This is a genomic window from Cellulomonas sp. SLBN-39 (assembly GCF_006715865.1).
Taxonomy (GTDB): Bacteria; Actinomycetota; Actinomycetes; order Actinomycetales; family Cellulomonadaceae; genus Cellulomonas.
The window spans coordinates 3,593,260-3,619,013 of record NZ_VFOA01000001.1; the positions used below are offsets into that span (position 1 = coordinate 3,593,260).

Below are 25,754 nucleotides of genomic sequence, written 5' to 3' on the forward strand. Positions count from 1 at the left end.
GGCCCCGGCGTGCCGCCCGGCGTCGCGCTCACGCGGACGCCGCCGTGCGCGCCGCCCGCCGCACGTCCGCCGCCGCGCCGTGCTCCTGCAGGCTCGTCACCCGGTAGGGGCCGGCCTGCCGGGCCTCGATCGCCTGCACCGCCGCCCCGAGCTGCTGCACGGTCGTGACGATCGCCTTGTCCGCGGCCGTCGTCGCCGCCCGGATCTCGTACCCGTCGGCCCGGGCGCCCTGGCCGGACGGGGTGTTGACGACCATGTCGACCGCGCCGTCGGTGATGAGGTCGACGATCGTCGGCTCCCCCGCCGCCCCGCGTCCGGCGGAGTGCTTGCGCACCACGCGCGAGGTGATGCCGCTGCGCCGCAGCACGGCCGCGGTCCCCTCGGTCGCGAGGATCTCGAACCCGAGCTCGACCAGCCGCTTCACCGGGAAGACGATCGAGCGCTTGTCGCGGTCGGCGACGGAGATGAAGACCGTGCCGGACGTGGGCAGGCCGCCGAACGACGCGTCCTGGGACTTCGCGAACGCCGTCGGGAAGTCCACGTCGAAGCCCATGACCTCACCGGTCGAGCGCATCTCCGGCCCGAGCACCGTGTCGACGACCACGCCCTCGCGGGTGCGGAACCGCTTGAACGGCAGCACGGCCTCCTTGACGGCGATCGGCGCGTCGAGGTCCAGCACCGACGCGTCGGTGGCCGGCAGCACGCCCTCGGCCCGCAGCTCCGCGATCGTGCGTCCCGCCATGACGAGGGCCGCGGCCTTGGCCAGCGAGACCCCGGTCGCCTTGGACACGAAGGGTGCCGTGCGCGACGCGCGGGGGTTGGCCTCCAGCACGTAGAGCACGTCGGACACCAGGGCGAACTGGATGTTCAGCAGCCCCCGCACGCCCACTCCGCGGGCGATCGCCTCGGTGGAGACGCGGATCCGCTCGAGCTCCGCCGTCGACAGCGTCACCGGCGGGAGCGCGCACGCCGAGTCGCCGGAGTGGATCCCGGCCTCCTCGATGTGCTCCATCACGCCGCCGAGGAACAGCTCGGTGCCGTCGAACAGCGCGTCGACGTCGATCTCGATCGCGTCGTCGAGGAACCGGTCGATGAGCAGCGGCGGGAGGGTGCCCGCGCGCGGTCCGCCGACGGCCTCGACGAGCGCGCGCTGCACGTACTCGGTGAGCTGGGCCTCGTCGTAGACGATCTCCATGCCGCGCCCGCCGAGCACGTAGGAGGGCCGCACCAGGACGGGGAACCCGATCCGCCGGGCGGTCTCGCGGGCCCCCTCGAGCGTGGTGGCGGTGCCGAACGCCGGGGCGGGCAGGCCCGCGGCCTCGAGCACCCTGCCGAACTCGCCGCGGTCCTCCGCGGCGTCGATCGCCTCCGGGGACGTGCCGAGGATCGGCAGGCCTGCGTCGGCCAGCCGCTGCGCGAGCGACAGGGGCGTCTGCCCGCCGAGCGTGACGATCAGCCCCTCGACGGGCCCGGCGCGCAGCTCGGCCTCGTACACCTCGAGGACGTCCTCGAAGGTCAGGGGCTCGAAGTACAGGCGGTCGGCCGTGTCGTAGTCGGTCGAGACGGTCTCGGGGTTGCAGTTGACCATGACGGTCTCGTACTCGCCCTTGAGCGCCAGCGCCGCGTGCACGCACGAGTAGTCGAACTCGATGCCCTGGCCGATCCGGTTCGGTCCCGACCCGAGGATGAGGATCGCGGGGCGCTCGCGGGGGGCGACCTCGTCCTCCTCGTCGTAGGACGAGTAGTGGTACGGGGTGCGGGCCGCGAACTCGGCGGCGCACGTGTCGACCGTCTTGTAGACGGGGCGCACGCCCAGCGCCCACCGCGTGCGGCGCACCGCGTCCTCGCTGCTGCGACGCAGCGACGCGACCTGCACGTCGGACAGGCCGTGCCGCTTGGCGCGGTCGAGCACGTCGCGGGTCAGCGCGTCGGCCGCGGCGGTCTCGGCCGCGACCTCGTTGACGAGCTGGACCTGGTCGAGGAACCACGGGTCGATGCCCGTGCGGGCGTAGACCTCGTCGACGCCGACGCCGGCGCGCAGCACCTGCTGCACGTCGACGAGCCGGTGCTCGGTCGGCGTCGAGATCGACGCGACGAGCCGGTCGAGCTCCTCGCCGGCGGCCGGCTCCCCGTCCCAGTGGAACGTGCTGCCCGCCTTGTCGAGCGAGCGCATGGCCTTGCCGAGGGCCTCGGTGAAGCTGCGGCCCAGCGCCATGGCCTCACCGACGGACTTCATGGTCGTCGTCAGCGTCGGGTCCGCCGCGGGGAACTTCTCGAACGCGAACCGGGGCACCTTGACCACGACGTAGTCGAGCGTCGGCTCGAACGACGCCGGCGTCGAGCCGGTGATGTCGTTCGGGATCTCGTCGAGGGTGTACCCCACGGCGAGCCGGGCCGCGATCTTCGCGATCGGGAAGCCCGTCGCCTTCGACGCCAGCGCCGACGAGCGCGACACCCGCGGGTTCATCTCGATGACGATGATGCGCCCCGTGTCGGGCTCGACGGCGAACTGGATGTTGCAGCCGCCGGTGTCGACCCCGACCTCGCGGATGACGGCGATCGCGATGTCGCGCATCCGCTGGTACTCGCGGTCCGTGAGCGTCAGCGCCGGGGCGACCGTCACCGAGTCGCCGGTGTGCACGCCGACGGGGTCCACGTTCTCGATCGAGCAGACGACCACGACGTTGTCGTGCTTGTCGCGCATGAGCTCGAGCTCGTACTCCTTCCAGCCGAGGATGGACTCCTCGAGGAGCACCTCGGTGGTCGGCGAGTAGTGCAGGCCCTGGCCGACGATGCGACGCAGGTCCTCCTCGTCGTAGGCGATCCCCGACCCCAGCCCGCCCATCGTGAACGACGGTCGCACGACGACCGGGTACCCGAGGTCCTCGACCGCGGCGAGCGCGTCGTCGACGGTGTGCACGATCGCCGACCGCGCCGACTCCCCGCCGGCGACCTCGACGACCTCCTTGAAGGCCTCGCGGTCCTCGCCCTTCTGGATCGAGGCGATGTTCGCGCCGATGAGCTCGACGTCGTACTCGGCGAGCACGCCGGCCTCGTCGAGCGCGATCGCGGCGTTGAGCGCGGTCTGCCCGCCGAGGGTGGGCAGGATCGCGTCGGGCCGCTCCTTGGCGATGATCGTGGTGAGGACCTCGGTGGTGATCGGCTCGACGTACGTGGCGTCGGCGAACTCCGGGTCCGTCATGATCGTGGCCGGGTTGGAGTTCACCAGGACGACCCGCAGGCCCTCCTGCTTGAGCACCCGGCACGCCTGGGTGCCGGAGTAGTCGAACTCGCAGGCCTGGCCGATGACGATCGGGCCGGAGCCGATGACCAGGATGCTCTTGAGGTCGTCACGGCGGGGCATCAGGCGGCACCCTTCTCGTCAGTGGGCCCGGCGGCACCCGCGGGTGCGTCGTGCGAGCCGTCGCGGGGGGCGGTCATGAGGTCGAGGAACCGGTCGAACAGGTACGCCGCGTCGTGCGGGCCCGCGGCCGCCTCAGGGTGGTACTGCACGGAGAACGCGGGCAGGTCGAGCGCCTCGAGGCCCTCCACGACGTCGTCGTTGAGGCACACGTGCGACACCCGCACGCGCCCGTACCGGCCGCCGTCGAACGGGGCGACCGTGTCGGCGTCGCGGGGTGCGTCGACCGCGAACCCGTGGTTGTGGGCCGTGATCTCGACCTTGCCGGTGGTGCGGTCCATGACCGGCTGGTTCACGCCGCGGTGGCCGTAGCCCAGCTTGTACGTGCCGAAGCCCAGGGCCCGGCCGAACAGCTGGTTGCCGTAGCAGATGCCGAAGAACGGCACCCGGCGGTCGAGCACGCCCCGCAGCAGGTCGATCTCGTGGGTGGCCGCCGACGGGTCGCCGGGGCCGTTGGAGAAGAAGACGCCGTCCGGCTCGACGGCCAGCACGTCGGCGATCGTCGACGTCGAGGGCAGCACGTGCACCTCGACGCCGCGCTCGGCCAGCCGCTGCGGCGTCATCGCCTTGATGCCCAGGTCGACGGCCGCCACGCGGGCCAGGGGCTGCTCCCGCGGCGTGCCGTCCGGGCCCAGGGCGGGCACGACGTACGCCGTGTCGACGCTGACCTCGGCGGCCAGGTCGGCACCGGCCATCGGCGGCGCGGAGCGGACCTCGTCGAGCAGCTCGTCGACGGGCCGGCGGGTACCGTCCTCGCCGTGCAGGGCGGGGCCCGAGAAGACGCCGGCGCGCATCACGCCGCGCTCGCGCAGGTGCCGCGTCAGCGCCCGGGTGTCCAGCCCGCTGATCCCGACGACACCCTGCGCGACGAGCTCCTCGTCGAGCGTGCGGCGCGAGCGCCAGCTCGACGCGCGGCGCGCGGGTTCGCGGACCACGTAGCCCGCGACCCAGATGCGCGTCGACTCGTCGTCCTCGTCGTTCACGCCGGTGTTGCCGATGTGCGGGGCGGTCATCACGACGATCTGCCGGTGGTACGAGGGGTCGGTGAGGGTCTCCTGGTACCCGGTCATGCCGGTGTTGAAGACGATCTCCCCCAGCGTCCGACCGACGGCGCCGTAGGCCCGTCCGGTGAACGTGCGGCCGTCCTCGAGGACGAGGATCGCGTCGCTCATGACTGCTCCTCCTGCGCCGGGGCCGGCGCGGTGACGGGGTCGGTGACGGGGTGGTCCGCGCCGGGCGCGGCGACCAGCGCGGACGCCGCGGTGAGCAGCGTCCCCCGGTCGGTGTCGTGGCGCACGTGCAGCGCGGTGTCGAGCGCGGTGCCGGTGGTCGGGTCCGGGACCCAGGTGAGCACGACGAGGCCGTCGCGCCCGACGAACTTGCCGGCCTGGCCGGGGGCGGTGCCCACGGACCGCAGCGCGGACGCGGGGACCCACAGGTCGACGGCACCCGTGCGGCGCACGAGCACGCCCGTGGGGTGCACCGCGACGTGGGCGGGGCTGCGGACGCCGAGGTCGTGCGCGACGACCCGGTCGAGCCAGTCGCCGGCGCGGGTGGACGACACGTAGACGGCCTCCGCGGGCCCGGCCGTCGGCGTGCCGGCGTCGGCGGGCACCTCCGGCAGCGTGGGCACGAGCAGGGCCGTGCGGCGCGCGCGGCCCTGCCAGCCGCGCCACATGCCCCACAGGCCGAGCGCCGCGAGCGAGACGAGGAGGGTGACGGACAGCCAGAGCGGCATCAGGCGTGCACCCCCTCGGCGGCGGCGGTGCGCTCGACGGGCCGGCCGTCGAGCACGGTGGCCCGGCCCCGCAGGAACGTCGCGACGACCGCACCGGGCAGCTCGACGCCGCCGAACGGGCTGTTGACGCTCGCGGTGGCCTGCTCCTCGGGCACCACGACGCGGCGCGCGGCGGGGTCGACGAGCGTGAGGTTCGCCGGCTCGCCGACCGCGACCGGCCGCCCCTGGTCCTCGACGCGCCCGATCCGGGCGGGCGCCGTCGACAGCACGCGCGCGACGTCCGCCCAGGTCATCCGCCCGGTGTCGACCATCGCGGCCTGCACGACCGACAGGACCGTCTCCAGCCCGGTCATGCCGAAGGCCGCCGCGGCCCACTCGCAGTCCTTGTCCTCGCGCGTGTGCGGGGCGTGGTCGGTCGCGACGATGTCGATCGTCCCGTCCTCGAGCCCGGCGCGCACGGCCTCGACGTCCGCGGCGGTGCGCAGCGGCGGGTTGACCTTGTAGCGCGGGTCGTACCCGCGCACGAGCTCGTCGGTGAGCATGAGGTGGTGCGGCGTCGCCTCGGCGGTGACGTCGATGCCGCGGGCCTTGGCCCAGCGCACGATCTCGACGGACCCGGCCGTCGACAGGTGGCACACGTGCAGGCGGGATCCGACGTGCTCGGCGAGCAGCACGTCGCGGGCGACGATCGCCTCCTCGGCGACCGCCGGCCAGCCCGTCAGGCCGAGCTCGGCCGAGACGACGCCCTCGTGCATCTGGGCGCCGTCGGTCAGCCGCGGCTCCTGGGCGTGCTGGGCCACGACCCCGTCGAACGCCTTGACGTACTCCAGGGCCCGGCGCATGACCACGGGGTCGTGCACGCACCTCCCGTCGTCGGAGAACACCCGCACCCGGGCCGCGGAGCGGGCCATCGCCGCGAGCTCGGCGAGCCGCTCGCCCTCGAGGCCGACCGTGACGGCGCCGACGGGGTGCACGTCGACCCAGCCCGCGTCGCGCCCGATCCGCCAGACCTGCTCCACGACGCCCGCGGTGTCCTGGGTGGGTGTCGTGTTCGCCATCGCGTGCACGGCGGTGAACCCGCCGAGCGCGGCGGCCCGCGTGCCGGACACGATGGTCTCGGCGTCCTCGCGGCCCGGCTCGCGCAGGTGGGTGTGCAGGTCGACCAGGCCGGGCAGCAGCACGTGCCCGGCGCCCTCGACGACGTGCGCGTCGGCGGCCCGCGGGTCGGCGGCGGCCGCGGCACCGAGCGCGGCGACCGTGCCGTCGGCGAGCAGCACGTCGGTGGGGTCGCCGCCCAGGGGCGCGACGCCCCGCAGCAGGTAGGTGGTCATGCGTGCACCCTCGTCCCGTCCGTGCGCGCCGGCGTGGCGCGCGCCTCGTCGTTCGTCGTGCGGCCGTCCCCGGCCAGGAGCAGGTAGAGCACCGCCATGCGGACCGCCACCCCGTTGGCGACCTGCTCGACGATGACCGCGCGCGGGGAGTCGGCCGCGTCGGCGGAGATCTCCAGCCCGCGGTTCATCGGGCCCGGGTGCAGCACCACCGCGTGGTCGGGCAGGAGCCGCAGCCGCCGGGCGTCGAGCCCGTAGCCGCGCGTGTACTCGACCGCGCTGGGGAAGAACCCGCCGCCCGCGCTCGACATCCGCTCGCGCTGGACGCGCAGCATCATCACCGCGTCGGGCTGCCCGGCGAGCGTGGCGTCCAGGTCGTAGGACACCTGCGCCGGCCACGCGTGCACGCCCACGGGCACGAGGGTGGGCGGTGCGACCAGGGTCACGCGCGCGCCGAGCGTGTGCAGCAGCTGGACGTTGGAGCGCGCGACCCGCGAGTGCAGCACGTCCCCGACGACCGCCACGTGCACGCCCGCCAGGTCCCGGCCCGTGACGTCGGCCCGGCCGCCGTCGCCGACGAGGTGCCGGCGCAGCGTGTACGCGTCGAGCAGCGCCTGCGTGGGGTGCTGGTGGGTGCCGTCGCCGGCGTTGACGACCGCGCCGTGCGTCCAGCCGGCGTGCGCGAGCGTGTGCGGCGCGCCCGAGGCCTGGTGCCGCACCACGACCGCGTCGGCGCCCATGGCCTGCAGCGTCAGGGCCGTGTCCTTGAGGGACTCGCCCTTGGAGACGCTCGAGCCCTTGGCGGAGAAGTTGATGACGTCCGCCGACAGCCGCTTGGCGGCCGTCTCGAACGAGATGCGCGTGCGCGTCGAGTCCTCGAAGAAGAGGTTGACGACGGTGCGCCCGCGCAGCGTCGGGAGCTTCTTGATCTCCCGGGCCTGCGTCGCGGCCATCTGCGCGGAGGTGTCGAGCACGTGCACGGCCTCGTCGCGGCCCAGGTCCGCCGCGGAGAGCAGGTGCCTCATCGCGCACCCCCCGCGGCGATGACGACGGCGTCCTGGCCGTCGGTCTCGACGAGCTGGACCCCGACGCGCTCGCTCGCGGACGTCGGCAGGTTCTTGCCGACGTAGTCCGCGCGGATCGGCAGCTCGCGGTGCCCGCGGTCGACGAGGACCGCCAGCTGCACCGCGCGCGGGCGGCCGAGGTCGCTGATCGCGTCGAGCGCCGCGCGGATCGTGCGGCCGGAGAACAGCACGTCGTCGACGAGCACGACGACCTTGCCGTCGATCCCTCCCGCCGGCAGCTCGGTCGCGCCGATCGTGCGGGTGGGCTGGTGCGCGAGGTCGTCGCGGTGCATCGTCACGTCGAGGCTGCCGACGAGCCCGGCGACGGGGGTGCCGTCGGCCTGCGCGACCTTCTCGGCCAGGCGCCGCGCGAGCGGCAGGCCACGGGTCGGGATGCCCAGCAGGACGACGTCCTGCGCACCCTTGTTGCGCTCGACGACCTCGTGGGCGATGCGGGTCAGGGCCCGGGCGATCTCCTGCGGGCCGAGGACGGTCGTGCCGTCCGTGCGCCCGTCCGCGGGCGCGGGTGTGCCACTGCTCATGCGTACGACTCCTTCCCCGCCTCACGGGACGGGTCTTAAAGGAAGGCCGGCCGGCGGGACGCCGGTCGCCTTCACCCTACCGTCGCCGTCGCGTCGCTCCCCCGCCCGCCACGGCGTGAGACGGCCCACGTCCCGGCCACCCGGACGGGTGACCGGGACGCCCGCCGGGGCCGGACGGACCGGGCGTACCGGGCGCCCGGTCACCCGGACGGCCCGTCACACCCGGGCGGCGGGCGGCCGATGGGGAGAGCATGCTCGGAGACGTCCCGCTGTGGACGACCGTCCTGCAGTTCCTCGCTGCGGGTCTGGTCGGCGGTTTCTGCGTCCTGCAGTGGGTCGGCTGGCGCGGGTCGCTGCGCGCCGAGGGCCGTCTGTGGCCGCTCGCCCTGTCGTCGGCCGTCGCCGTGCAGCTCCTCGTGGCCGGCGTCCACGGGCTCGTCACGGGCGACCTCGCCCCCGAGATCCTCACCGGCGTCCACGCGCAGGTGTCCGGGGTCGTCGCCCTCCTGCTCGTCCCCACCACGCGCGCCCTCGGCGGCGGCCCGTCGCCACGCCCCTGGGTCGTCGCCGCCGGCACCGTGCTCGCCGTGCGCTCCGTGCTCTGGTGGGTCGACCTGCGCCTGGGCACGCAGGTCGTCGTCGGACGGCCCGTCGCCGTCGCCCTGCTGCTCGTCGTCGTGGCCGTCGTCCTCGCCTACGTCGTCGCCGCCCTCGGCCGGACCCGCCTGCAGGGCATCGGCTGGCTCGTGGCCACGCTCGGGGGCGTGTCCCTCGCCCTGCTCACGTGGTCGGTCGTGCACACCGGGACGCAGGACGCGCACGTGATCGCCGCGCTGTGGCCCCTGCCGTTCGTGCTCGCGCTCGAGACCGTCGCCCTCGTGCGGCTGCGCCGCTCCCAGCGCACCGCCCGGCGCCGCGGGGTCATGCGCGACGCCCTGGCCGACGTCACCAACACCGCCTGGTTCCGCCAGGACGCCGACCAGCTCCTCGAGCACGCCCGCGACGCCGCCCGCACCGTGCTCGGCGACCCGAGCGTCGAGGGCTCGCTGCGCCCGCTGCAGAACGGCCGCTTCGTGGCCGAGCTCTACGTCGACGACGCCACGCACCTGCTGCCGTTCGAGCGCGCGTTCCTCGTCGACCTCGCCCAGGTCGTCTCGACCGCCGCGGAGCGGTACGTGCTCGCCGACCGGCTCGCCCGCGCCGCCGTCACCGACCCGCTCACGCACCTGCCCAACCGGCGCGCGGTCGACGACCACCTCAGGGAGTCCCTCGAGCAGGCGGGCGTCGAGCGCACCCGCGTAGCCCTGCTGTACGTCGACGTCGACGGGTTCAAGGCCGTCAACGACCGGCTCGGCCATGCCGGCGGCGACGAGCTGCTGCGCCGCGTCGCCGACTGGCTGCGCACCTCGCAGGCCGACCCCGACTCGTTCGTCGGGCGCCTCGCCGGCGACGAGTTCGCCGTCGTGGTGTGCCGGGCGCCGGGCGACGAGGAGCTCGCCGCCCGGGCCGCGACGCTGTGCGCGGGGTTCGCCGAGCAGGTCGGCGGCGCCGGCGGCCCCCGCCTGACCTGCGGCGTCGCCGCGTGGGAGCCCACCGCCGTCGCCGCGCCCGACGTGCTGCTGCGTGACGCCGACGCCGCGATGCTCGAGGCCAAGCGCACCCGCAGCGGCCACCGCCTGTACGACCGCGAGCTGCGCGAGCGCACCGAGCAGCAGCGCCGCCGGCGCGCCGCCCTCGAGCGCGCGGTCGCCGAGGACCGCATCACCGCCTACTACCAGCCCATCGTCGACGCCCGCACCCTCGAGGTGCTCAGCCTCGAGGCGCTGGCACGGTGGGAGGAGGACGGCGACCTGGTGCTGCCCGGCGAGTGGATCGACATCGCCGAGGAGTCCGGCCTCATCGTGCCCATCGGGCGGCACATGCTGCGCCTGGCCCGCCGCGCCCTCGACCGCCACCAGATGCCGCTCGCCGTGAACCTCTCGGCCCGCGAGCTCCACGAGCCGGACGTCCTCGAGCGCATCGACGAGGCCTGGTCCGGGGGACCGTGGGAGCACCTCACCCTGGAGATCACGGAGTCGGTGATGCTGCGCACCTCGGCCGCCGTGCCGGTGCTGTCCGAGCTGCGGGCCCGGGGAGCGCACATCGCGCTCGACGACTTCGGCACGGGGTACTCCTCGCTGGCCCGCCTGGCCCGCCTGCCCGTCGACATCCTCAAGATCGACCGGTCGTTCGTCCGCGAGGTCCGCACGCCGCGCGGCGCCGGCGCGGTCCGCGCCATCGTCTCGCTCGCGGGGCACCACGGCCTGGAGGTCGTCGCCGAGGGCGTCGAGTCCGCCGCCGACCTCGAGGCCCTCGTCGACCTCGGCGTGCCACGCGTGCAGGGCAACTTCGTCGGCCGGCCCGCGCCCGGCATCCCCGTCCGCGGCGCGCGTCCCGTCCCCCGGCCGGTGGCACGTCCCCGCCCGCTGCGACGACGCACCGGCACCGGTGACGTGGTCCCCCGGCCGCTGCGCGTGGTCGCCGACGACACGGTCGCCCCCGAGCTGCTCTGACCCGACGGGCGCACGACGCCCGCCCCCGACCGCGGCACCTGCCGCACCTCGCGCCGGACGGCGCCGCGCACGGGTCGGTGCGCGACGCGCAGGCGTCCGGCGCAGCACGAGGGGCGCACCACCTCCGGGCGGTGCGCCCCTCGTCGACGTCGCCCCCTCACCCGTCCGGGCGGGGCGCGGCCCGGTCGCTCAGGCCAGCAGCGTCGGCTTCAGCTCCACGATCCGTCCGAGCAGGCCGTTGACGAACGACGGCGAGTCGTCGGTCGACAGCGCACGCGCCAGGTCCACCGCCTCGTCGACGGCGACGGCGTCGGGGACGTCGTCGTTGAACAGGACCTCCCACGTGCCGATCCGCAGCAGCGCCCGGTCGACGGCGGGCATCCGCGCGATCGTCCAGCCGTGCGCGTGCGTGGCCAGGACCTCGTCGATGCGCTCGCGGTGGTCGAGCACGCCCTCGACGAGGTCGACGGCGTACTGCGGCAGCGCCGCCTCGGTGCCCGGCTCGACGATCCGTCGGGCGAGCAGCTCGGCGGGGTCGATGCCGCGCTGGTCGGCCTCGAAGAGCACGTCGAGCGCGCGCTTGCGGGCCTTGCTCCGGGCTCCCACGTCAGTCGTTCACACGGCCCAGGTAGCTGCCGTCACGGGTGTCCACCTTGACCTTGGTACCGGCCTCGAGGAACAGCGGCACCTGGATCTCGTAGCCCGTCTCGAGCGTGGCCGGCTTGGTGCCGCCGGTCGAGCGGTCGCCCTGCAGGCCCGGCTCGGTGTACGTCAGCTCGAGGACGACCGACGGGGGGAGCTCGACGTACAGCGGGACGCCGTCGTTGGTGGCGACGAGCGCGTTCTGGTTCTCGAGCAGGAAGTTGGCGACGTCGCCGACCGTGGCCTCGGGCACGTTGAGCTGGTCGAACGTGTCCGTGTCCATGAACACGTAGTCCGTGCCGTCCTTGTACAGGTACTGCATGTCGCGCTTGTCGACGTTGGCCGTCTCGACCTTGATGCCGGCGTTGAACGTCTTGTCGACGACCTTGCCGGACAGGACGTTCTTGAGCTTGGTGCGCACGAAGGCGCCGCCCTTGCCGGGCTTGACGTGCTGGAACTCCACGACGGTCCACAGCTGGCCGTCGATGCGCAGCACGGTGCCGTTCTTGAGGTCGTTGGTGGTCGCCACGGGCGTCGTTCTCCAAGTCACGGATCGGGTGCGGTGGTCGGGCCTCGGCGCCGGCACGTCGTGCCGGGCGGGCGGGTGAACGGCCGCAGGCCGTCGACCATCCTAGCGCGGCGCACGGTGCGGGCCCGTCCGGGGCACCCGTCCCGGCGCCCACGCACCGCGGGGGCCGGCCCGCTCAGGTGAGCAGGGCGTGCCCCACGAGCCCGACGCCCGCCGACCACGCCAGCGACGCGAGCGTGCCGATGACGAAGCGCTCGGACGCGCCGGGGTTCTCCCGCAGCTCCGGGTAGCGCCCCAGGCCCTTGACCGCCACGACCACCGCGACGCCCTCGGGCTGCCCGGCCAGCAGCGCGCCGGTGACGAGCAGCCGCTCCAGCAGGCCGATCCACGTGCCGCCGCGCAGGACGAGCTGCGCGCCCTCGCCCTCGGGACCGTCGCTCTGCGCGAGGGGCTCGAGCAGCACCGGTCCGCGCGTGCGCGAGCGTCCCCGCCCGGCGTCGGTCGACCGGGACGCGAGCCGCAGCACGAGGAGCACGGCCAGCCATCCCCCGCCCGCGGACACGACGAGTGCTGCCGACCAGACGAGGACCTGCAGCGCCGGGTGCACGGCCCCGACCCTCCCGTCAGCCGGCGGCCTGCGTCAACAGGCGCGCCGCGAGGGGGTGCAGGGCGACCTCCTCGGCGCGCAGCGCGGCGCGCAGCCGCTGGCTGACGGCCTGCTGGCTGATCCCGAAGGTCTGCGCGAGGTCCTCCTGCACGGGGGCGGCGACGGACGGGCGCGGCCGGGCGAGGACGGCGGGCGCGTCGGGCGCCGTGCCGTCGGGCAGGCCGTCGAGCGCGTCGACGACCGCCCACCCGGCCGGGGTCCGGCGGGCACGGACGGCGGCGAGGAGGGTCAGGAGCGCCTCGGCGTCGGCCGCAGCCCCCGGCTCGGCGCCCCGCACGGCGAGGCTGACCGGGCGGGCCCGGGACTTCGCGGCCTCGACGGCCTCGCGGGCGAGGACGAAGGCGGCGCCGGAGCCCGCGCGCGGCGACGCCGGCAGCGGCTCGTCGACGGGTCCGGCGCCGACGCCCACCGACCAGCCGCCGGCGCGCAGCACGCCCAGCACGAGCCGGACGACGTCGTCGGCGTCGTCGAGGACGCCCTGGACCTCGTCACCGACGGTGCGCTCGAACCCGCGCAGGGCGGGCACGGCACGCAGACGGTCGAGCAGGGCGGGGACCTGGTCGGTGCCGCGTCTGCTGCCGCGCTGGTCGAGGTCGACGACGAACATGGCACAAGTGCAGCACCTTGTTCATGGACGCACAAGCCCAGAGGCTTGATCGGTCACACGAACGTCGGCGCGGGCCCCGCCGCCACGCTGATCTCCGCGTAGGCCGCCGCGAGCAGCGTCGGGTCGGGACCCTCGAGCCGCGACGGACGGCCCAGGCCGTCGAGGACCACGAACCGCAGCAGGTCGCCCCGGGTCTTCTTGTCCCGCCGCATCGCGGTGAGCAGCTGCTCCCACCGGTCGCCCCGGTACGTCACCGGCAGGCCCAGGGACGTGAGCACCGACCGGTGCCGGGCGACCACGTCGTCGTCGAGCCGCCCCGCCAGCCGCGCGAGCTCGGCGACGAACACCATGCCGACCGAGACCGCCGCGCCGTGCCGCCACCGGTACCGCTCGACCAGCTCGACGGCGTGCCCGAAGGTGTGCCCGTAGTTGAGGATCTCGCGCAGCCCGGCCTCGCGCAGGTCCTCCCCCACGACCCGGGCCTTGACGCGCACGGCGCGCTCGAGGAGCTCGGCCAGCACCGGCGATCCCGCCGCGGCCGGCGGGTCCGTCAGCAGGTCGGTGTGCGCCTCGACCAGCTCGAGGATCCGGGGGTCGGCGATGAACCCGGCCTTGACGACCTCGGCGAGCCCGGCGACGAAGTCGTGCCGCTGCATCGACCCGAGCGCCGCCACGTCGCACAGCACGCCCGCCGGCGGGTGGAACGCACCGACGAGGTTCTTGCCCTCGGTGGTGTTGATGCCGGTCTTTCCGCCGACGGCCGCGTCGACCATGGCCAGCACGGTGGTGGGCACGTGCACCACGCGGATGCCGCGCAGCCAGGTGGCGGCCACGAACCCGGCCAGGTCCGTGGTCGCGCCCCCGCCCACCGACACGATCGCGTCGGAGCGCGTGAAGTCCGCCTGCCCGAGGACGCCCCACAGGAAGGCCGCGACCTGCGCGGTCTTGGCCTCCTCGGCGTCGGGCACCTGGGCCAGGAACGCCTCGTACCCCTCGGCGACCAGGTCCTCGCGGACGGTCTCGGCGGTCGTGGCGAGCGCCGCCGGGTGCACGACGAGAACGCGGCGCACCCGTTCCCCGAGCATCCCCGGCAGGTGGCCGAGCAGGTGCCGGCCGATGACGACGTCGTACGGCTGCTCGCCGTCGACCCGGACCGTGACCGCGTCGTGCGACGTCGGGCCGGTGGTGCTCACGCGTCCTCCTCGAGGGGCTGCTGATCGGCGGGGTGCTGCTCGGTGGGCTGCTGCTCGGTGGGCTGCTGCTCGGCCGCGCGCCGCTGCGCGAGGGCCTCCTCGATCGCCTCGGCGACCTCCTGCGGCCGACGCCCGTCGGTGCCGACCACGAGCGAGGACACCGCCTCGTAGACCGGGCGCCGGGCGTCCATGAGCTGCTGCCACCGGGCGCGGGGGTTCCCGAGCAGCAGGGGTCGGGCCTGGTTGAGGCCGACGCGGGGCGCGGCGTGCGCGAGCGAGACCTCGAGGTAGACGACGACCCCGCCGGCGCGCACGTAGCGGGCCAGGGCGTCCTGCGTGCCGGCGTCCAGCACGGCGCCGCCGCCCAGCGCGAGGACCCCGTCGTGCCCGTCGAGCGCGGCGAGGACCGCCGCCCGCTCCAGGTCGCGGAAGGCCGGCTCGCCCTCCTCGACGAAGATGTCGGCCACCGACCGGCCCGCGAGCGCCTCGACGTCGGCGTCGGTGTCGCGGACCTGCAGGTGCCAGCGCTCGGCGAGGGCGGCGGCGACGGTGCTCTTGCCGGCGCCCGGCGGGCCGACCAGGACGATGCGGGGGCGCGGGGGCGTCGTCGGGCGGGGCACGGACGGCAGCGTAACGCCGCGGTCGGCGTCCGCGGGTGGGGGTCCACCCGCGGGCGCCGACCGGTGGAGGGTCCCGGCGGTGCCGGGCCGTGGTCCCCGCCCGACGTCAGGCCTGCGGGTCGGTGAGGTCGGGCGGGGTGAGGTCGGTGACGCCGAGGCCGTGGCCGGTGAAGGCGATCAGGTCGGGCATCGTGAAGTCGTCCCCGGTGCCGAGGAAGGGACGCCAGGTGGGGTCGTTGCGCAGCCAGGAGGACGGGTCGGCGGCCAGGAGGCCGAGGAAGACCTCGCCGACGATCCGGCCGCCGACCTGGCCGAGGTGCTCGCCGTCGGCCTGGACCTGGGCCTCGCGCAGGACGTAGTACCACAGGGGTGCCGGGGCGCCGCCGAGGCCGAGCTCGTCGTCGGTGAGGACGCGCGCGCACATGCGGGCGGCGACGGCCTGGCCGGACGGGAGCAGCAGCCGGGCCCCGCGGGTGAGGTTGCGCTGCGCGAGGCTGGGCATGTCGCGGGCGATCTCGGGCGGGAGCTGGGCCAGCGGGTTGGCCAGCAGCGTGTCGATCCTGCGGGCGGGCTGGCGCTGGTCGGCACCGGCGCCGTCGACCTCGAAGAACCGGGCCCACTCGATGGTCCAGAGCTGCGGCAGCGGTCGGAAGCCGCCGAAGTGCCCGAGGGGGTCGGCGTGCACGGACGGTGCGGTGAAGGTCGGCAGCCCGGGAGGGGCTCCGTCGCGCGGTGCGCCGACCAGGGTGTTGAGGCGGTACCGGCCGCGGATCTGGGAGTGCCCGAACCGGTAGGCGGCGACGGAGAACTCCACGGGCATGTACGGGGAGGTCTTGGGGGTGTAGTGCCGCAGCGCCGGGTAGGGGGCGCCGTCGCGCGCGGGCAGCAGCTCGGCGAGCATGTCGGCGCCGATCGTGCGGCGCAGGAAGTCGTGCACGACGACCCACTGGTAGTGCCAGCGCACGATCCGCTGGGCGGTCTCGAAGGGCGTCTCCGAGCCGTGCGCGAGGTGCGGGTCGTCCAGGACGAGGTCCATGACGGCGTTGTGGAACTTGAGCATCGTCAGCTGCAGCTGGCTGACGAAGGTGTTCTCGTCGTTGCGCGGGTCCCCGGTCAGCGCGATGCCCTGGGCGTTGCGCGGCAGGTCGTCGTCGCGGCCGTTGGTGCCGACCAGGAGCTTGGCGGCCCCGGCGACGAGGGAGTCCTGGTCGTACATGAACGGCTCGTCGGCCGGCCCGGACCCGTAGAGGCTGTCCAGGTCGAACCGTGGGGTGCGGAAGTTCGTCAGCGCGTCCGGGTCGTTCTCCCGCGTCAGGCTGGAGACGGGGTCGAACGTCAGGTCGTGGTCGATGAACTGGCCGAGGTAGGTGTAGCCCGACGGGATCGTCGTGCTGTTCAGCGCGGGGTCGCCCCCGGCCGGGCCCTCCTGCATGAGGTCGGCCACGCGCTGGATCTCGGTGTCCGACGGCACGTAGGGCGGCAGCCGGAACATCCGGCCGAACCGCCCCTCGTGCAGCCGCGACAGCGGCAGGTACTGCAGGCCCCGGGTCTCGTACCCGTGCCCGCGCGCGGGCCGGCCCGCGTAGGTCAGCCCGTGCGACGCGGTGGTCACCGCCGCGAGCTGCTCGGTCGGACGTGGCGCGTTGTGCACCCCGCCGCCGTCGTGCGCCTGCTTCGACATGACTCCCCCCCGATCCTGACGGGTCGCTGCGGACGCAGCGGCTCCAGGAGCGAGGAGCGGGTGGAGGGGGCACCGGATACATCCGACTGTGATCTGGATCACATCCAGATCACCGTCGGGTCGGTCAGCGCTGGAGCTCGGGGACCGCCGCCAGGTACGCGTCGAGGTTGCGCCGGACCTCGTCGACCGAGTCGCCGCCGGTCTTCTCCAGCAGCGTCTGCGCCACGACCAGCGCGACCATCGCCTCGGCGACCACCGCCGCGGGCGGCACCGCGCACACGTCGGAGCGCTGGTGCTGGGCCTTGGCCGCCTCGCCCGTCGACGTGTCGACCGTGTCCAGCGCGCGCGGGACCGTCGAGATCGGCTTCATCGCCGCGCGCACCCGCACGACCTCGCCGTTCGACATGCCCCCCTCGATGCCGCCCGCCCGGTTCGTGCGCCGCACGATCCGCCCGTCGGCGTCACGCTCGATCTCGTCGTGCGCCCGCGAGCCGCGGCGGGTGGCCGTGCGGAAGCCGTCGCCGACCTCGACGCCCTTGATCGCCTGGATGCCCATGAGCGCCGCGGCCAGGCGCGCGTCGAGCCGGCCGTCCGCCTGCACGTACGTCCCGACGCCCGACGGCAGCCCGTGCACCAGCACCTCGACGACGCCGCCGAGGGTGTCGCCGTCCTTGTGGCACGCGTCGATCTCGGCGACCATCGCCGCCGACGTCGGCCCGTGGAAGCAGCGCACCGGGTCCGCGTCGAGCGCGGCGACGTCGTCGGGCGTCGGCGCCGTGGCGTCGTCGGGCACCTGCACCGGCCCGATGCCCACCACGTGCGAGACCAGCCGCACCCCGGCGGCCTGCTCGAGGAAGCGCGCCGCCACGGTGCCCAGCGCCACCCGCGTGGCGGTCTCGCGGGCGCTCGCCCGCTCCAGCACCGGGCGGGCGTCGTCGAAGCCGTACTTGCGCATGCCCACCAGGTCCGCGTGGCCCGGCCGCGGGCGCGTCAGCGGGGCGTTGCGCGCCCGGGTCAGGACCGCCGGGTCCTCGACCGGGTCGGCGGACATCACCTCGACCCACTTGGGCCACTCGGTGTTCGCGACCTCGATCGCGAGCGGGCCGCCCTGGGTCAGGCCGTGCCGCACGCCCGCGAGCAGGCGCACCTCGTCCTGCTCGAACTTCATCCGCGCACCGCGCCCGTACCCCAGGCGCCGGCGCGCGAGCGCCTCCTGCACGTCCGCCGTGCGCACCTGCACACCGGCGGGCAGGCCGTCGAGGATGCCGACGAGCGCAGGACCGTGCGACTCGCCCGAGGTCAACCAACGCAGCATGGGCCGATCCTGCCACGAGCGCACCGGTGGCCCGGGCGGGCATCCGCGACGTGGGCGCGGGGTCGGCGTTCACCCACCGTCCGCGCGGCGGTCTCGACCCGGACACCGCCCGGCCCTAGGGTCCGGGCGTGAGCCCCGACGCGCCCGCCGCCCGCCCCGGTGGCACGACCGCCCCGCCCCGCCCCCGCGACGTGGCCTCCTGGGCCTCCTGGGACTGGGGCTCGGCCGCGTTCAACGCGGTCGTCACCACCTTCGTGTTCACCGTGTGGCTCACCTCCGAGGCCTTCGTCGCCCCGGGCGAGGACCCCGTGACCGCCGTCGCACGGCACACGGCGTGGCTCGGCTGGGGCATGACCGCCGCCGGCGTCGTCGTGGCCGTGCTCGCCCCCGCCCTCGGCGCGCTCGCCGACACCCCCGGACGCCGGCGCCGCCAGCTCGCGGTGGCCACCGCGGTCGTCGTCTCCCTCACCGCGGCCATGGCGCTCGTCGACCCGGGCACGCCCGACCCCGGCCGGCAGGTGCTGCTCGGCATCGGGCTGCTCGCCCTGGGCACCGTGGCGTTCGAGATCGCGTCCGTCGCGTACAACGCCCAGCTCCTGGAGGTCTCCACGCCCGGCACCGTCGGGCGCGTCTCCGGCCTCGGCTGGGGCGCGGGGTACCTCGGTGGGATCGTGCTCCTGCTCGCCGTCTACACCGGGCTCATCGCACCCGAGGTGGGCTGGTTCGGCGTCACCTCCGAGGACGGCGCCGACATCCGCGCGACCGTGCTGCTGGCCGCGGCGTGGACGGCCGTGTTCTCCCTGCCGGCGCTCCTGCGCCGACCGCGGTCGACCCTGGTCGCCCCGCCCGAGCTCGCCGCCGCCGACCTCGCCGCCGCCCCGACCCGCCGCACGCTCCTCGAGGCCTACCGCCAGGTCGGGCGCGACGTGCGGGCCCTGTGGCGCACCCGGCGCGCCACCGTGTGGTTCCTGGCCGCCAGCGCCGTCTACCGCGACGGTCTGGCCGGCGTCTTCACCTTCGGCGCCGTGCTGGCCCAGGGCACGTTCGGGTTCGACGCCGCCCAGGTGCTCGTGTTCGCCGTCGCCGCCAACGTCGTCGCCGGAGTCAGCACGCTCGTCGCCGGCTGGTTCGACGACCGGGCCGGTCCCCGCCGGGTCGTCCTCGTCTCGCTCGTCGTGCTCGTCGTCGCCGGGACGGCCCTGCTCGTGCTGCACGACCGCGGGCAGACCGCCTTCTGGGTCTGCGGCCTGCTGCTGACCGCCGGCGTCGGCCCGGCGCAGTCGTCGTCGCGCACCCTGCTCGCCCGGCTCGCCCCGCCCGCCCGCGAGGCCGAGCTGTTCGGCCTCTACGCCACGAGCGGGCGCGCGGCCAGCTTCCTCGCCCCCGCCGCGTTCTCCGTGGCCGTGACTCTCGGCGGCGCCCAGCACTGGGGCGTCCTCGGCATCGTCGCGGTCCTGGCCACCGGCCTCGGGCTGCTGCTGGCGGTGCGCCTGCCCGCGAGCGCCGCCGGCGGAGCCGCGGCCCGGGGTGCCGTGCCCGCGGGAACCGCCTCCGCAGGGCCCGTCTCCCCCGGCGGGACCACGCAGCCGTGACGGCCTGGACCCCGGACGTGCTGCCCGGCTTCGTGCAGCGCACCCTGCCCGCCCCGCCCGCCCCGCCGGCGCCGACGCACCGGACGGTGCCCACCGCACCCGACCCGGTGGTGACGCTGGTGCGCCCGGCCGTCGCGCCGGACCGCGTGCACGGGACCCTGGTGCACCTGCACGGCTACAACGACTACTTCTTCCAGGTGCACCTCGCCGACGCCGCGCACGGGGCCGGGTGGGACCTGCTGGCCGTCGACGCGCGCCGCGCGGGGCGGTCGCTGCGCCCCGGGGACGTGCCGCACCTGCAGCACGACCTGCGCGAGCAGGCGTCCGACCTGGCGCTGGCCGTCGCGCACGCACGGGCCGAGCGCCCGGGGCTGCCCGTGGTGGTGCACGCGCACTCCACGGGTGGCCTGGTCGCGGCCCTGTGGACGCACGCCGCCCGCGCGGGCGGAGGACCGGACGCGCTCGTGCTGGACAGCCCGTGGCTCGACGGGGGCACGCCGCTGCCGCGCCCCCTGGGGGACGCGCTCGTCGCCCGGCTCGGACGCGTCCGGCCGGAGCTGGTCCTCGCGCAGGGGCCGTCGCACTACGCGGCGGCCCAGCACGTGGACGCGGGCGGGCGGTGGGCGTTCGACACCACGCTCAAGCGCCCCGAGGGGGTACCCGTGCGGGCCGCGTGGCTGCGGGCCGTCCTCGCCGGGCAGCGTCGCGTGGCGGTCGGCCTGCAGATCGCGTGCGACGTCCACGTGCTGCACTCCGCCCGGTCGGGCCCGGACCGACCGGGCCACCCGGACCTGGACCGCACCGACACCGTGCTCGACGTGCGGGCCATCGCCCGGCGCGCCCCCGGGCTGGGCGAGCGCGTGCACGTGCACGCGGTCGAGGGCGGCGTGCACGACCTGCTGCTGTCGGCGCGGGGGCCGCGCGAGGAGTACCTGGCGCACGTCGTCGAGGTGCTAGACCGGGCGGCCGTGCGCGACGGGGTCGTCCGCGGCTGAGGGCCCGCGCGCACGCCCGCTGACGTGCGGCCGACCGGGTGACCGTGGCAAGCACCGGGGCGGTTCGTCTCACCTCGCGCGGATCGCGTGCCGATGACCGACGCGGACCGGTCTCGTCATCACTCTGGAGGCACCCGTGCGGCTGCGTCGCACCCTCGCCCTGCTCACCGCGTCGTTCGTGTCGACGGCGCTCGTCGTGGGCGGCGCCGCACCCGCGCTCGCCGATCTCGCCCCGCCGGAGGTCGGGACGGTGGAGGACGTCGACGGCGCACCGCTGCTGACCTGGCCGCCCGTGGACGGCGCCGGCGGCTACGCCGTGCAGGTCGCCGTCGAGCCGTCGGACGCCGCGTCGGGCGTCGTGGCGCAGGGCACGACCGCGGTCCCGGCGTGGGTGCCGACGACCGCCACGGCGACGGCCGACGGCGCGGCCCTGTACTGGCGCGTGGCCGCCCAGTCGGGGCCGACCGGGACGACGGGCCGCGGCGCGTGGTCGGACTGGCAGACGCTCGAGCGCCCCGCGCTCGCGACGCCCGTGCCGGTCGCCCCCGCCGACGGCGCCGAGGTCCGGTACCCCGAGCCGGCGACCTTCCGGTGGGAGCCCGTGCCCGGTGCGGTGTCGTACACCCTGGAGCACTCCTCGGACGGCACGTTCCCGGCCGGGAGCCTGACGACGAGCACCACGACCACCGCGACCGCGTTCACACCGTCGGCGCCCCTGGCGCGCGAGGCCGGCGGTGCGCCCATCACGTGGTCGTGGCGGGTCCGTGCGAACTTCGCGCCGGCGTCCGGCACCACGACCCGGCCCGGCCCGTGGGGCGTGGCCCGCTCCTTCCAGGTGACGTGGTCCGCCGAACGGTCGGCGCCGACGCCGCTGCGCCCCCTCGGCGGGCGCCTGCACTCCGACCTGCTGTTCGAGTGGTCCCCGGTCGACGGTGCGTCCGCGTACCGCCTGGTCGTGGGCAAGTCCGCGCCCGGCGGCGTGGTCGTCGCCGACGTCGTCGACGTGACGACCACCGCCACGGCGTACGTGCCGACGGGCACGCTGCCCGACACCGGGTACTACTGGCAGGTCACCGCCCTCGACATCGCCGGTGTGCCCGGTGCCCCGTCCGAGGTCGTCGCGTTCACCAAGCAGTGGAACGCGACCAGCGAGGCGTCCGCGACGGGCGTCGCCAAGGCCTACCCGGTGCCCCTGACGGGCAGCGCCGACGTCGGCGCCCCCGAGGAGGTCAGCCTGTCCGACCTCGAGCTGGCGTGGGAGCCCGTCGCCCGGGCGACGCTCTACGCCGTCGAGCTGTACGCGCTCGACGGGGCCCCGGTGCTGACGTGCCGCACGGCGAGCACCTCGGTGACCGTGGTCGGCCGGGTCGGCAGCGGCCGCACCGACCCCGACCGGCTCAAGGCCTCCTCGACCTGCTTGTGGAGCTCGTCCGCCGACCGCCGGGTCCGTGCGGGCGTCGACTACCGGTGGCGCGTGCAGGCCGTCGACTACGCGGGCGAGCAGACCACGGCGCTCAACGCCGCGAACCCCGTCGGCACGCTCGTGTCGCAGTGGTCCGACGACGTCGTCGGGCCGCGCTACCTGCGCGTGACCGCGCCCCGGACGTCGACCGCCGGGTCGGTGGACGTCGACGTCGCCGCGTGGGAGGCCGAATGGGCCACCCAGGCGACCGCCCCGCCGGCGCCCGTGATGGCGTGGGAGCCGATGGACGGCGTCAACGCCTACGAGGTCGAGGTGTACACCGACGTCAGCATGACCACGCACGTCGCGACGCTCTACACCCCGTCGACGCGGCTCCGGCCGACCGGCGTGTTCGGCGACTCGACGTCCGACGCCTACTACTGGCGCGTGCGCGGCATCGTGTTCGACGACGGCTGGTCGACGTACACCTTCCCCGAGCCGCAGCCCTGGTCCCCCGTCGCGACGTGGCGCAAGACGTCGACCCCGGTCGACTTCGACGTCGCGACGCCCGTGCGGACCACCGCCGACGGCACCGTCGTGCTGTCGTGGCGGCCGCAGTCGGCGTCCGCGCCCCTCGACGGCGGGTCCCGCGGCTACCAGGTCACGGTCGTCAGCAGCAGCGGGACGACCGTGGGCACCCAGAAGGTCGAGCACCCGTTCTTCGTCGCGCACGTCCCCTCGGCGACGCCCACGTCCCGCAAGCCGCTCGGCCCCGGGTCCTACACCGCGACCGTCGCCGCGCTCGACGCCAACGGCAACCCCGGCACGCGCTCGACCCCGCTGGCGTTCACCGTCGCGACGCCCGCGCCCGACGGTCTGACCGCCGCCCCGGCGTCCGGGTCGGTCCGGCTGTCCTGGGACGCCGGGGCAGCCGCCGCCCGGTACGTCGTGCGGTACTGGAGCACGGCGACACCGGGCACCGTCAAGGTCGTCCCCGCCACGGGGACCCTGCGCGAGCGGGAGGTCGTCGTCCCCGACCTCGCCCCCGGCACCTACGCGTGGCAGGTCGAGTCCCTCGACACGAACGCGAACCGCTCCGCCACGCAGAGCCCCGCACCGACGTTCACGGTCGCTGCGGGCGTGCCGGCGCTGACCACCGCGACGGGGGCGGTGCTCGCGGGCGCGAGCACCGCGCTGCGGTGGGAGGCCGTCCCCGGGGCGTCGCGCTACTCCGTGCGGGTCGCGACCACGTCGGCCGGTCTGACGGCGACGTCCGCGGCGACCGAGACCGTCGCCACCGCGCACGTCCCCACCGGTGCCCTCGTCTACGGGCAGACGTACTCCTGGCAGGTCGTCGCCTACGGCGAGCTCGCCTCCGGCGCGACCCGCCTGACCCTCGGCACCAGCCCCGTGCGCACCTTCACGGTCACGACGGCCCCGTCGGGCGCCACGCTGACCAGCGCGAAGGCGACGGGGACGTCGGTCGCGCTGACGTGGCCGGACCTGTCCGTGACACCGTCGAAGCGCGGCTCCGCCGAGGCGCCCCGGTACACCGTGCAGTACGGCGTCGCGGGCACCACGGGCCAGGTCGACGCGTGGGGACCCGCCGTCGACGTCAGCCCCGGGGTGCTGTCGACGACCGTGGCCGGGCTCGAGCACTCGACCACCTACGGGTTCCGGGTCCGCGCGTGGAACTCCGTCGGGACGAGCGCCTGGTCGCCCGTCAAGACCGCGGCGACCGCGACGGTCCCCGGCGTCGTGCGCTCGCTGCGAGCCACGCAGGGTGCGTCCTCCCTGGCGATGTCCTGGTCGGCCCCGTCGAGCGACGGCGGCTCCCCCGTCACGTCGTACACCGTGCGCTGGCGCGTCGGGAGCGGGAGCTGGTCGGCACGGAGAGTCACCACGACGTCGACGACGTTGACGGGACTGACGCCGCTGGCGACCTACGAGGTCCAGGTCCAGGCCGTGAACGCCATCGGCACCGGTGCCGCCGCGTCCGTCACCAGCTCGGTCGTCGCCACGCCCGCCGCCCCGACGTCGGTCACCGCCACTCGCGGCGACCGGTCGGCCAAGGTCACGTGGGCGGGGGTGCCGGCCAGCAAGAACGGCGGCAGCGCCGTCACCGGCTACGTGGTCCAGACCCGCGCGTACTCCGCGACGACGAAGACCTGGTCCACGTGGGCCACGAAGGCCACCCTCACGGCGACCGCGCGGTCCGCGACCGTGACGGGCATGACCAACGGCACGCTCTACGAGGTGCGCGTGGCGGCCAAGAACGCGATCGGCACCGGCACCACCAGCACCGCGGTGCGGGTCACGCCCGCCACGAAGCCCTCCGCCCCGAGATCCGTGCGGGCGGCGAGCACCACGGGCAGGACGACCGTCACGTGGGCCCGGCCGACGACCAACGGCGCGACGATCACCGGATACGTCGTGCAGTACTCCTCGAACCGCACGACCTGGACCACGATGTCCAAGCGCACCGCGTCGAGCACCTCGGCGACGTGGACCGGCGGCAGCAAGGGCCGCACGTACTACTTCCGCGTGTACGCCACCAGCACGCTGGGCAACAGCCCCGTCAGCTCGACGGTCGCCGCCGTACGGCGCTGACCCGCACGCCCGGCCCGAGGGCCCGGGCGGGGACGACCTGGTGGTCGCCCCCGCCCGGGCCCTCTGCGTCCCCCGGCGGCGTCCGCGCGGCAGGATGCGCAGCGCCGGTGCCCGGGTCTGGGCGACGGGCGGGCGGGCACGGCCCCCCGAACAGAACCGCGGGTGCGCAGCCCGAGCCGTGCGGAGGCAGGACGCCGCGGCCCGGATCCCGTCGGGGCGCCGAGCCGCGGCGGGCGACGCCCGTCCACGACCGACCCGACGCGGGTGCCCGGCACGCACGGACCGTGCGTCCCCGTGCGACGCCTCTCCCGGCCCGACCTCGCCCGGGCCCCGGCTGCCGACCTTCCGGGCCGCCGGCGCGCCCGGCTCCCCCGGCACCGGGCGCCGGGCACGACGACGCCGGGGGCGGGCCGCTGCCGCGGCCCGCCCCCGGCGGTCGGTGCTGGTGCTGCGCGGGCGGTCAGCCCACGGGAACGATCGGGTTCTTGCCGTCGACCGCACCGGGCAGCGCCGGCTCCTCGGCCTCCTCGTCGGTCGGCGTCGCGGCACCGTCCTCGGGCAGCACGTACAGGTACCCGGAGATCGTCGCCTCCAGGTCGCCGACCGAGGTGGCGGGCTTGCCGCCCGACGCCTCCGCGTCGTCCTGGCCGGTCCCCGTGAACGACGTGACGAGCAGCAGCCGGTCCGTGCCGTGCTGCAACGTGTCGATGAACGCCACGACCTGGGCGTACGGGCCGACGACCGTGAGCTGGACGGGGACGTCCACCATGCCGGCCGGCACCCCGGTGTCGACGGCCGCCGGTGCGACGTCGGCCGGGGCCGCCGCGTCCGTGGAGCCCTCCTCCGTGGCTGCCTCGGCCGCCGCGGCCGCGGCCGCCGCCTGGGCGGCCTGGGCCGCGTACGGCAGGAACTCCTCGGGCGTGCCCGGCACGACGCTGGTGACCGTCAGGCCCCGGGCCTCGGCCGCCCGCTGCACGTCGCGCAGGTAGTCGGCGACGTCGGCGGTCGCGGGCACCGAGACCCGCAGCTCCTGGAGCTCGGACCGGTACGTCTCGATCTCCTCGAACTGCGCGCTGAGCACCGCGATGCGGTCCCGCATCACGTCGTTCGTGGCGCGCACGCCCTCGGCCTGCTCGCGCGTCTGGGCGGCCGCGGTCAGCACGGGCCCGATCAGGAGGAACCAGGCGGCGGTCACGACCAGCAGCGCGACGACGACGGCGCCGCCGATCCACGTGGACGACTTCGAGCGTCCCATG

Annotated in this window: 19 protein-coding genes; 4 read left to right on the top strand and 15 right to left on the bottom strand. The window is 75.5% G+C overall.

Annotation, left to right across the window (positions count from 1 at the left end):
• Nucleotides 1–28 precede the first annotated feature (28 nt).
• From carB to pyrR, 6 genes are read right to left on the bottom strand one after another with little or no spacing between them, the layout of a single operon-like run.
• Nucleotides 29–3,364, bottom strand: a complete 3,336-nt coding sequence (gene carB, locus FBY24_RS16400; protein WP_142162207.1) for a carbamoyl-phosphate synthase large subunit — start codon at nucleotides 3,362–3,364, stop codon at nucleotides 29–31.
• Nucleotides 3,364–4,593, bottom strand: coding sequence for a glutamine-hydrolyzing carbamoyl-phosphate synthase small subunit (carA, locus tag FBY24_RS16405; RefSeq protein WP_142162209.1), 1,230 nt, complete (start codon nucleotides 4,591–4,593; stop codon nucleotides 3,364–3,366). Before carA ends, carB begins: the two co-directional genes overlap by 1 nt.
• Complete coding sequence (locus FBY24_RS16410) at nucleotides 4,590–5,159, bottom strand: hypothetical protein (RefSeq protein ID WP_142162211.1); 570 nt, start codon at nucleotides 5,157–5,159, stop codon at nucleotides 4,590–4,592. Before FBY24_RS16410 ends, carA begins: the two co-directional genes overlap by 4 nt.
• Nucleotides 5,159–6,490, bottom strand: a complete 1,332-nt coding sequence (locus FBY24_RS16415) for a dihydroorotase (RefSeq protein WP_142162213.1) — start codon at nucleotides 6,488–6,490, stop codon at nucleotides 5,159–5,161. The genes FBY24_RS16410 and FBY24_RS16415 overlap by 1 nt, the downstream gene beginning before the upstream one ends.
• A complete protein-coding gene (locus FBY24_RS16420; RefSeq protein WP_142162215.1) occupies nucleotides 6,487–7,512 on the bottom strand; it encodes an aspartate carbamoyltransferase catalytic subunit in 1,026 nt (341 codons plus the stop codon). The genes FBY24_RS16415 and FBY24_RS16420 overlap by 4 nt, the downstream gene beginning before the upstream one ends.
• On the bottom strand, nucleotides 7,509–8,093 hold the full coding sequence (gene pyrR, locus FBY24_RS16425) for a bifunctional pyr operon transcriptional regulator/uracil phosphoribosyltransferase PyrR (protein ID WP_142162217.1): 585 nt from the start codon (nucleotides 8,091–8,093) through the stop codon (nucleotides 7,509–7,511). The genes FBY24_RS16420 and pyrR overlap by 4 nt, the downstream gene beginning before the upstream one ends.
• A gap of 251 nt (nucleotides 8,094–8,344) precedes the next feature.
• Between pyrR and FBY24_RS16430 the strand changes: the two genes are divergently transcribed.
• Nucleotides 8,345–10,645 carry a bifunctional diguanylate cyclase/phosphodiesterase gene (locus tag FBY24_RS16430; RefSeq protein ID WP_142162219.1) on the top strand — a complete coding sequence of 767 codons (2,301 nt, stop codon included), beginning with the start codon at nucleotides 8,345–8,347 and terminating at the stop codon, nucleotides 10,643–10,645.
• A 189-nt stretch (nucleotides 10,646–10,834) separates the two neighbouring features.
• Here FBY24_RS16430 and nusB read toward each other — a convergent pair whose 3' ends face one another.
• The 8 genes from nusB to aroC all read right to left on the bottom strand — a co-directional run bounded on the left by nusB (nucleotide 10,835) and on the right by aroC (nucleotide 17,899).
• On the bottom strand, nucleotides 10,835–11,251 hold the full coding sequence (gene nusB, locus FBY24_RS16435; RefSeq protein ID WP_142162221.1) for a transcription antitermination factor NusB: 417 nt from the start codon (nucleotides 11,249–11,251) through the stop codon (nucleotides 10,835–10,837).
• A gap of 1 nt (nucleotide 11,252) precedes the next feature.
• Nucleotides 11,253–11,816: an elongation factor P gene (gene efp / locus FBY24_RS16440; protein WP_142162223.1), complete on the bottom strand. Its 564-nt coding sequence runs from the start codon at nucleotides 11,814–11,816 to the stop codon at nucleotides 11,253–11,255.
• 175 nt (nucleotides 11,817–11,991) lie between these two features.
• Nucleotides 11,992–12,423: a hypothetical protein gene (locus tag FBY24_RS16445; RefSeq protein WP_142162225.1), complete on the bottom strand. Its 432-nt coding sequence runs from the start codon at nucleotides 12,421–12,423 to the stop codon at nucleotides 11,992–11,994.
• A 16-nt stretch (nucleotides 12,424–12,439) separates the two neighbouring features.
• Nucleotides 12,440–13,090 (bottom strand): hypothetical protein, encoded by a 651-nt coding sequence (locus tag FBY24_RS16450; protein ID WP_142162227.1) that lies wholly within the window; start codon nucleotides 13,088–13,090, stop codon nucleotides 12,440–12,442.
• Nucleotides 13,091–13,143: 53 nt separating this feature from the next.
• Nucleotides 13,144–14,283: a 3-dehydroquinate synthase gene (gene aroB, locus FBY24_RS16460; RefSeq protein ID WP_142162229.1), complete on the bottom strand. Its 1,140-nt coding sequence runs from the start codon at nucleotides 14,281–14,283 to the stop codon at nucleotides 13,144–13,146.
• Complete coding sequence (locus FBY24_RS16465; RefSeq protein ID WP_142162231.1) at nucleotides 14,280–14,903, bottom strand: shikimate kinase; 624 nt, start codon at nucleotides 14,901–14,903, stop codon at nucleotides 14,280–14,282. The genes aroB and FBY24_RS16465 overlap by 4 nt, the downstream gene beginning before the upstream one ends.
• A gap of 106 nt (nucleotides 14,904–15,009) precedes the next feature.
• The gene (locus FBY24_RS16470; RefSeq protein WP_142162233.1) at nucleotides 15,010–16,584 is read right to left on the bottom strand and encodes a heme peroxidase family protein; all 1,575 of its coding nucleotides are present in this window, start codon (nucleotides 16,582–16,584) and stop codon (nucleotides 15,010–15,012) included.
• Between the two features lie 124 nt (nucleotides 16,585–16,708).
• Complete coding sequence (gene aroC / locus FBY24_RS16475; protein WP_142162235.1) at nucleotides 16,709–17,899, bottom strand: chorismate synthase; 1,191 nt, start codon at nucleotides 17,897–17,899, stop codon at nucleotides 16,709–16,711.
• A gap of 128 nt (nucleotides 17,900–18,027) precedes the next feature.
• Here aroC and FBY24_RS16480 point away from each other — a divergent pair, with 128 nt between their 5' ends.
• The 3 genes from FBY24_RS16480 to FBY24_RS16490 all read left to right on the top strand — a co-directional run bounded on the left by FBY24_RS16480 (nucleotide 18,028) and on the right by FBY24_RS16490 (nucleotide 24,498).
• On the top strand, nucleotides 18,028–19,491 hold the full coding sequence (locus FBY24_RS16480; protein WP_142162236.1) for an MFS transporter: 1,464 nt from the start codon (nucleotides 18,028–18,030) through the stop codon (nucleotides 19,489–19,491).
• Complete coding sequence (locus tag FBY24_RS19065) at nucleotides 19,488–20,486, top strand: serine aminopeptidase domain-containing protein (RefSeq protein ID WP_160158530.1); 999 nt, start codon at nucleotides 19,488–19,490, stop codon at nucleotides 20,484–20,486. The genes FBY24_RS16480 and FBY24_RS19065 overlap by 4 nt, the downstream gene beginning before the upstream one ends.
• Before the next feature lie 136 nt (nucleotides 20,487–20,622).
• A complete protein-coding gene (locus FBY24_RS16490; protein ID WP_142162238.1) occupies nucleotides 20,623–24,498 on the top strand; it encodes a fibronectin type III domain-containing protein in 3,876 nt (1,291 codons plus the stop codon).
• A gap of 460 nt (nucleotides 24,499–24,958) precedes the next feature.
• On the opposite strand, the gene FBY24_RS16495 is transcribed toward FBY24_RS16490, so the two are convergent.
• Nucleotides 24,959–25,753 carry a hypothetical protein gene (locus FBY24_RS16495; protein WP_142162240.1) on the bottom strand — a complete coding sequence of 265 codons (795 nt, stop codon included), beginning with the start codon at nucleotides 25,751–25,753 and terminating at the stop codon, nucleotides 24,959–24,961.
• Nucleotide 25,754: the final 1 nt, after the last annotated feature.

Coding starts and splice junctions, on each gene's coding strand:
- FBY24_RS16410 (WP_142162211.1), bottom strand. CDS start 5,159: ATGCCGCTCTGGCTGTCCGTCACCCTCCTCGTCTCGCTCGCGGCGCTC.
- FBY24_RS16495 (WP_142162240.1), bottom strand. CDS start 25,753: ATGGGACGCTCGAAGTCGTCCACGTGGATCGGCGGCGCCGTCGTCGTC.
- aroC (WP_142162235.1), bottom strand. CDS start 17,899: ATGCTGCGTTGGTTGACCTCGGGCGAGTCGCACGGTCCTGCGCTCGTC.
- FBY24_RS16470 (WP_142162233.1), bottom strand. CDS start 16,584: ATGTCGAAGCAGGCGCACGACGGCGGCGGGGTGCACAACGCGCCACGT.
- carA (WP_142162209.1), bottom strand. CDS start 4,593: ATGAGCGACGCGATCCTCGTCCTCGAGGACGGCCGCACGTTCACCGGA.
- pyrR (WP_142162217.1), bottom strand. CDS start 8,093: ATGAGCAGTGGCACACCCGCGCCCGCGGACGGGCGCACGGACGGCACG.
- FBY24_RS16450 (WP_142162227.1), bottom strand. CDS start 13,090: ATGTTCGTCGTCGACCTCGACCAGCGCGGCAGCAGACGCGGCACCGAC.
- carB (WP_142162207.1), bottom strand. CDS start 3,364: ATGCCCCGCCGTGACGACCTCAAGAGCATCCTGGTCATCGGCTCCGGC.
- FBY24_RS16415 (WP_142162213.1), bottom strand. CDS start 6,490: ATGACCACCTACCTGCTGCGGGGCGTCGCGCCCCTGGGCGGCGACCCC.
- FBY24_RS16430 (WP_142162219.1), top strand. CDS start 8,345: ATGCTCGGAGACGTCCCGCTGTGGACGACCGTCCTGCAGTTCCTCGCT.
- FBY24_RS16420 (WP_142162215.1), bottom strand. CDS start 7,512: ATGAGGCACCTGCTCTCCGCGGCGGACCTGGGCCGCGACGAGGCCGTG.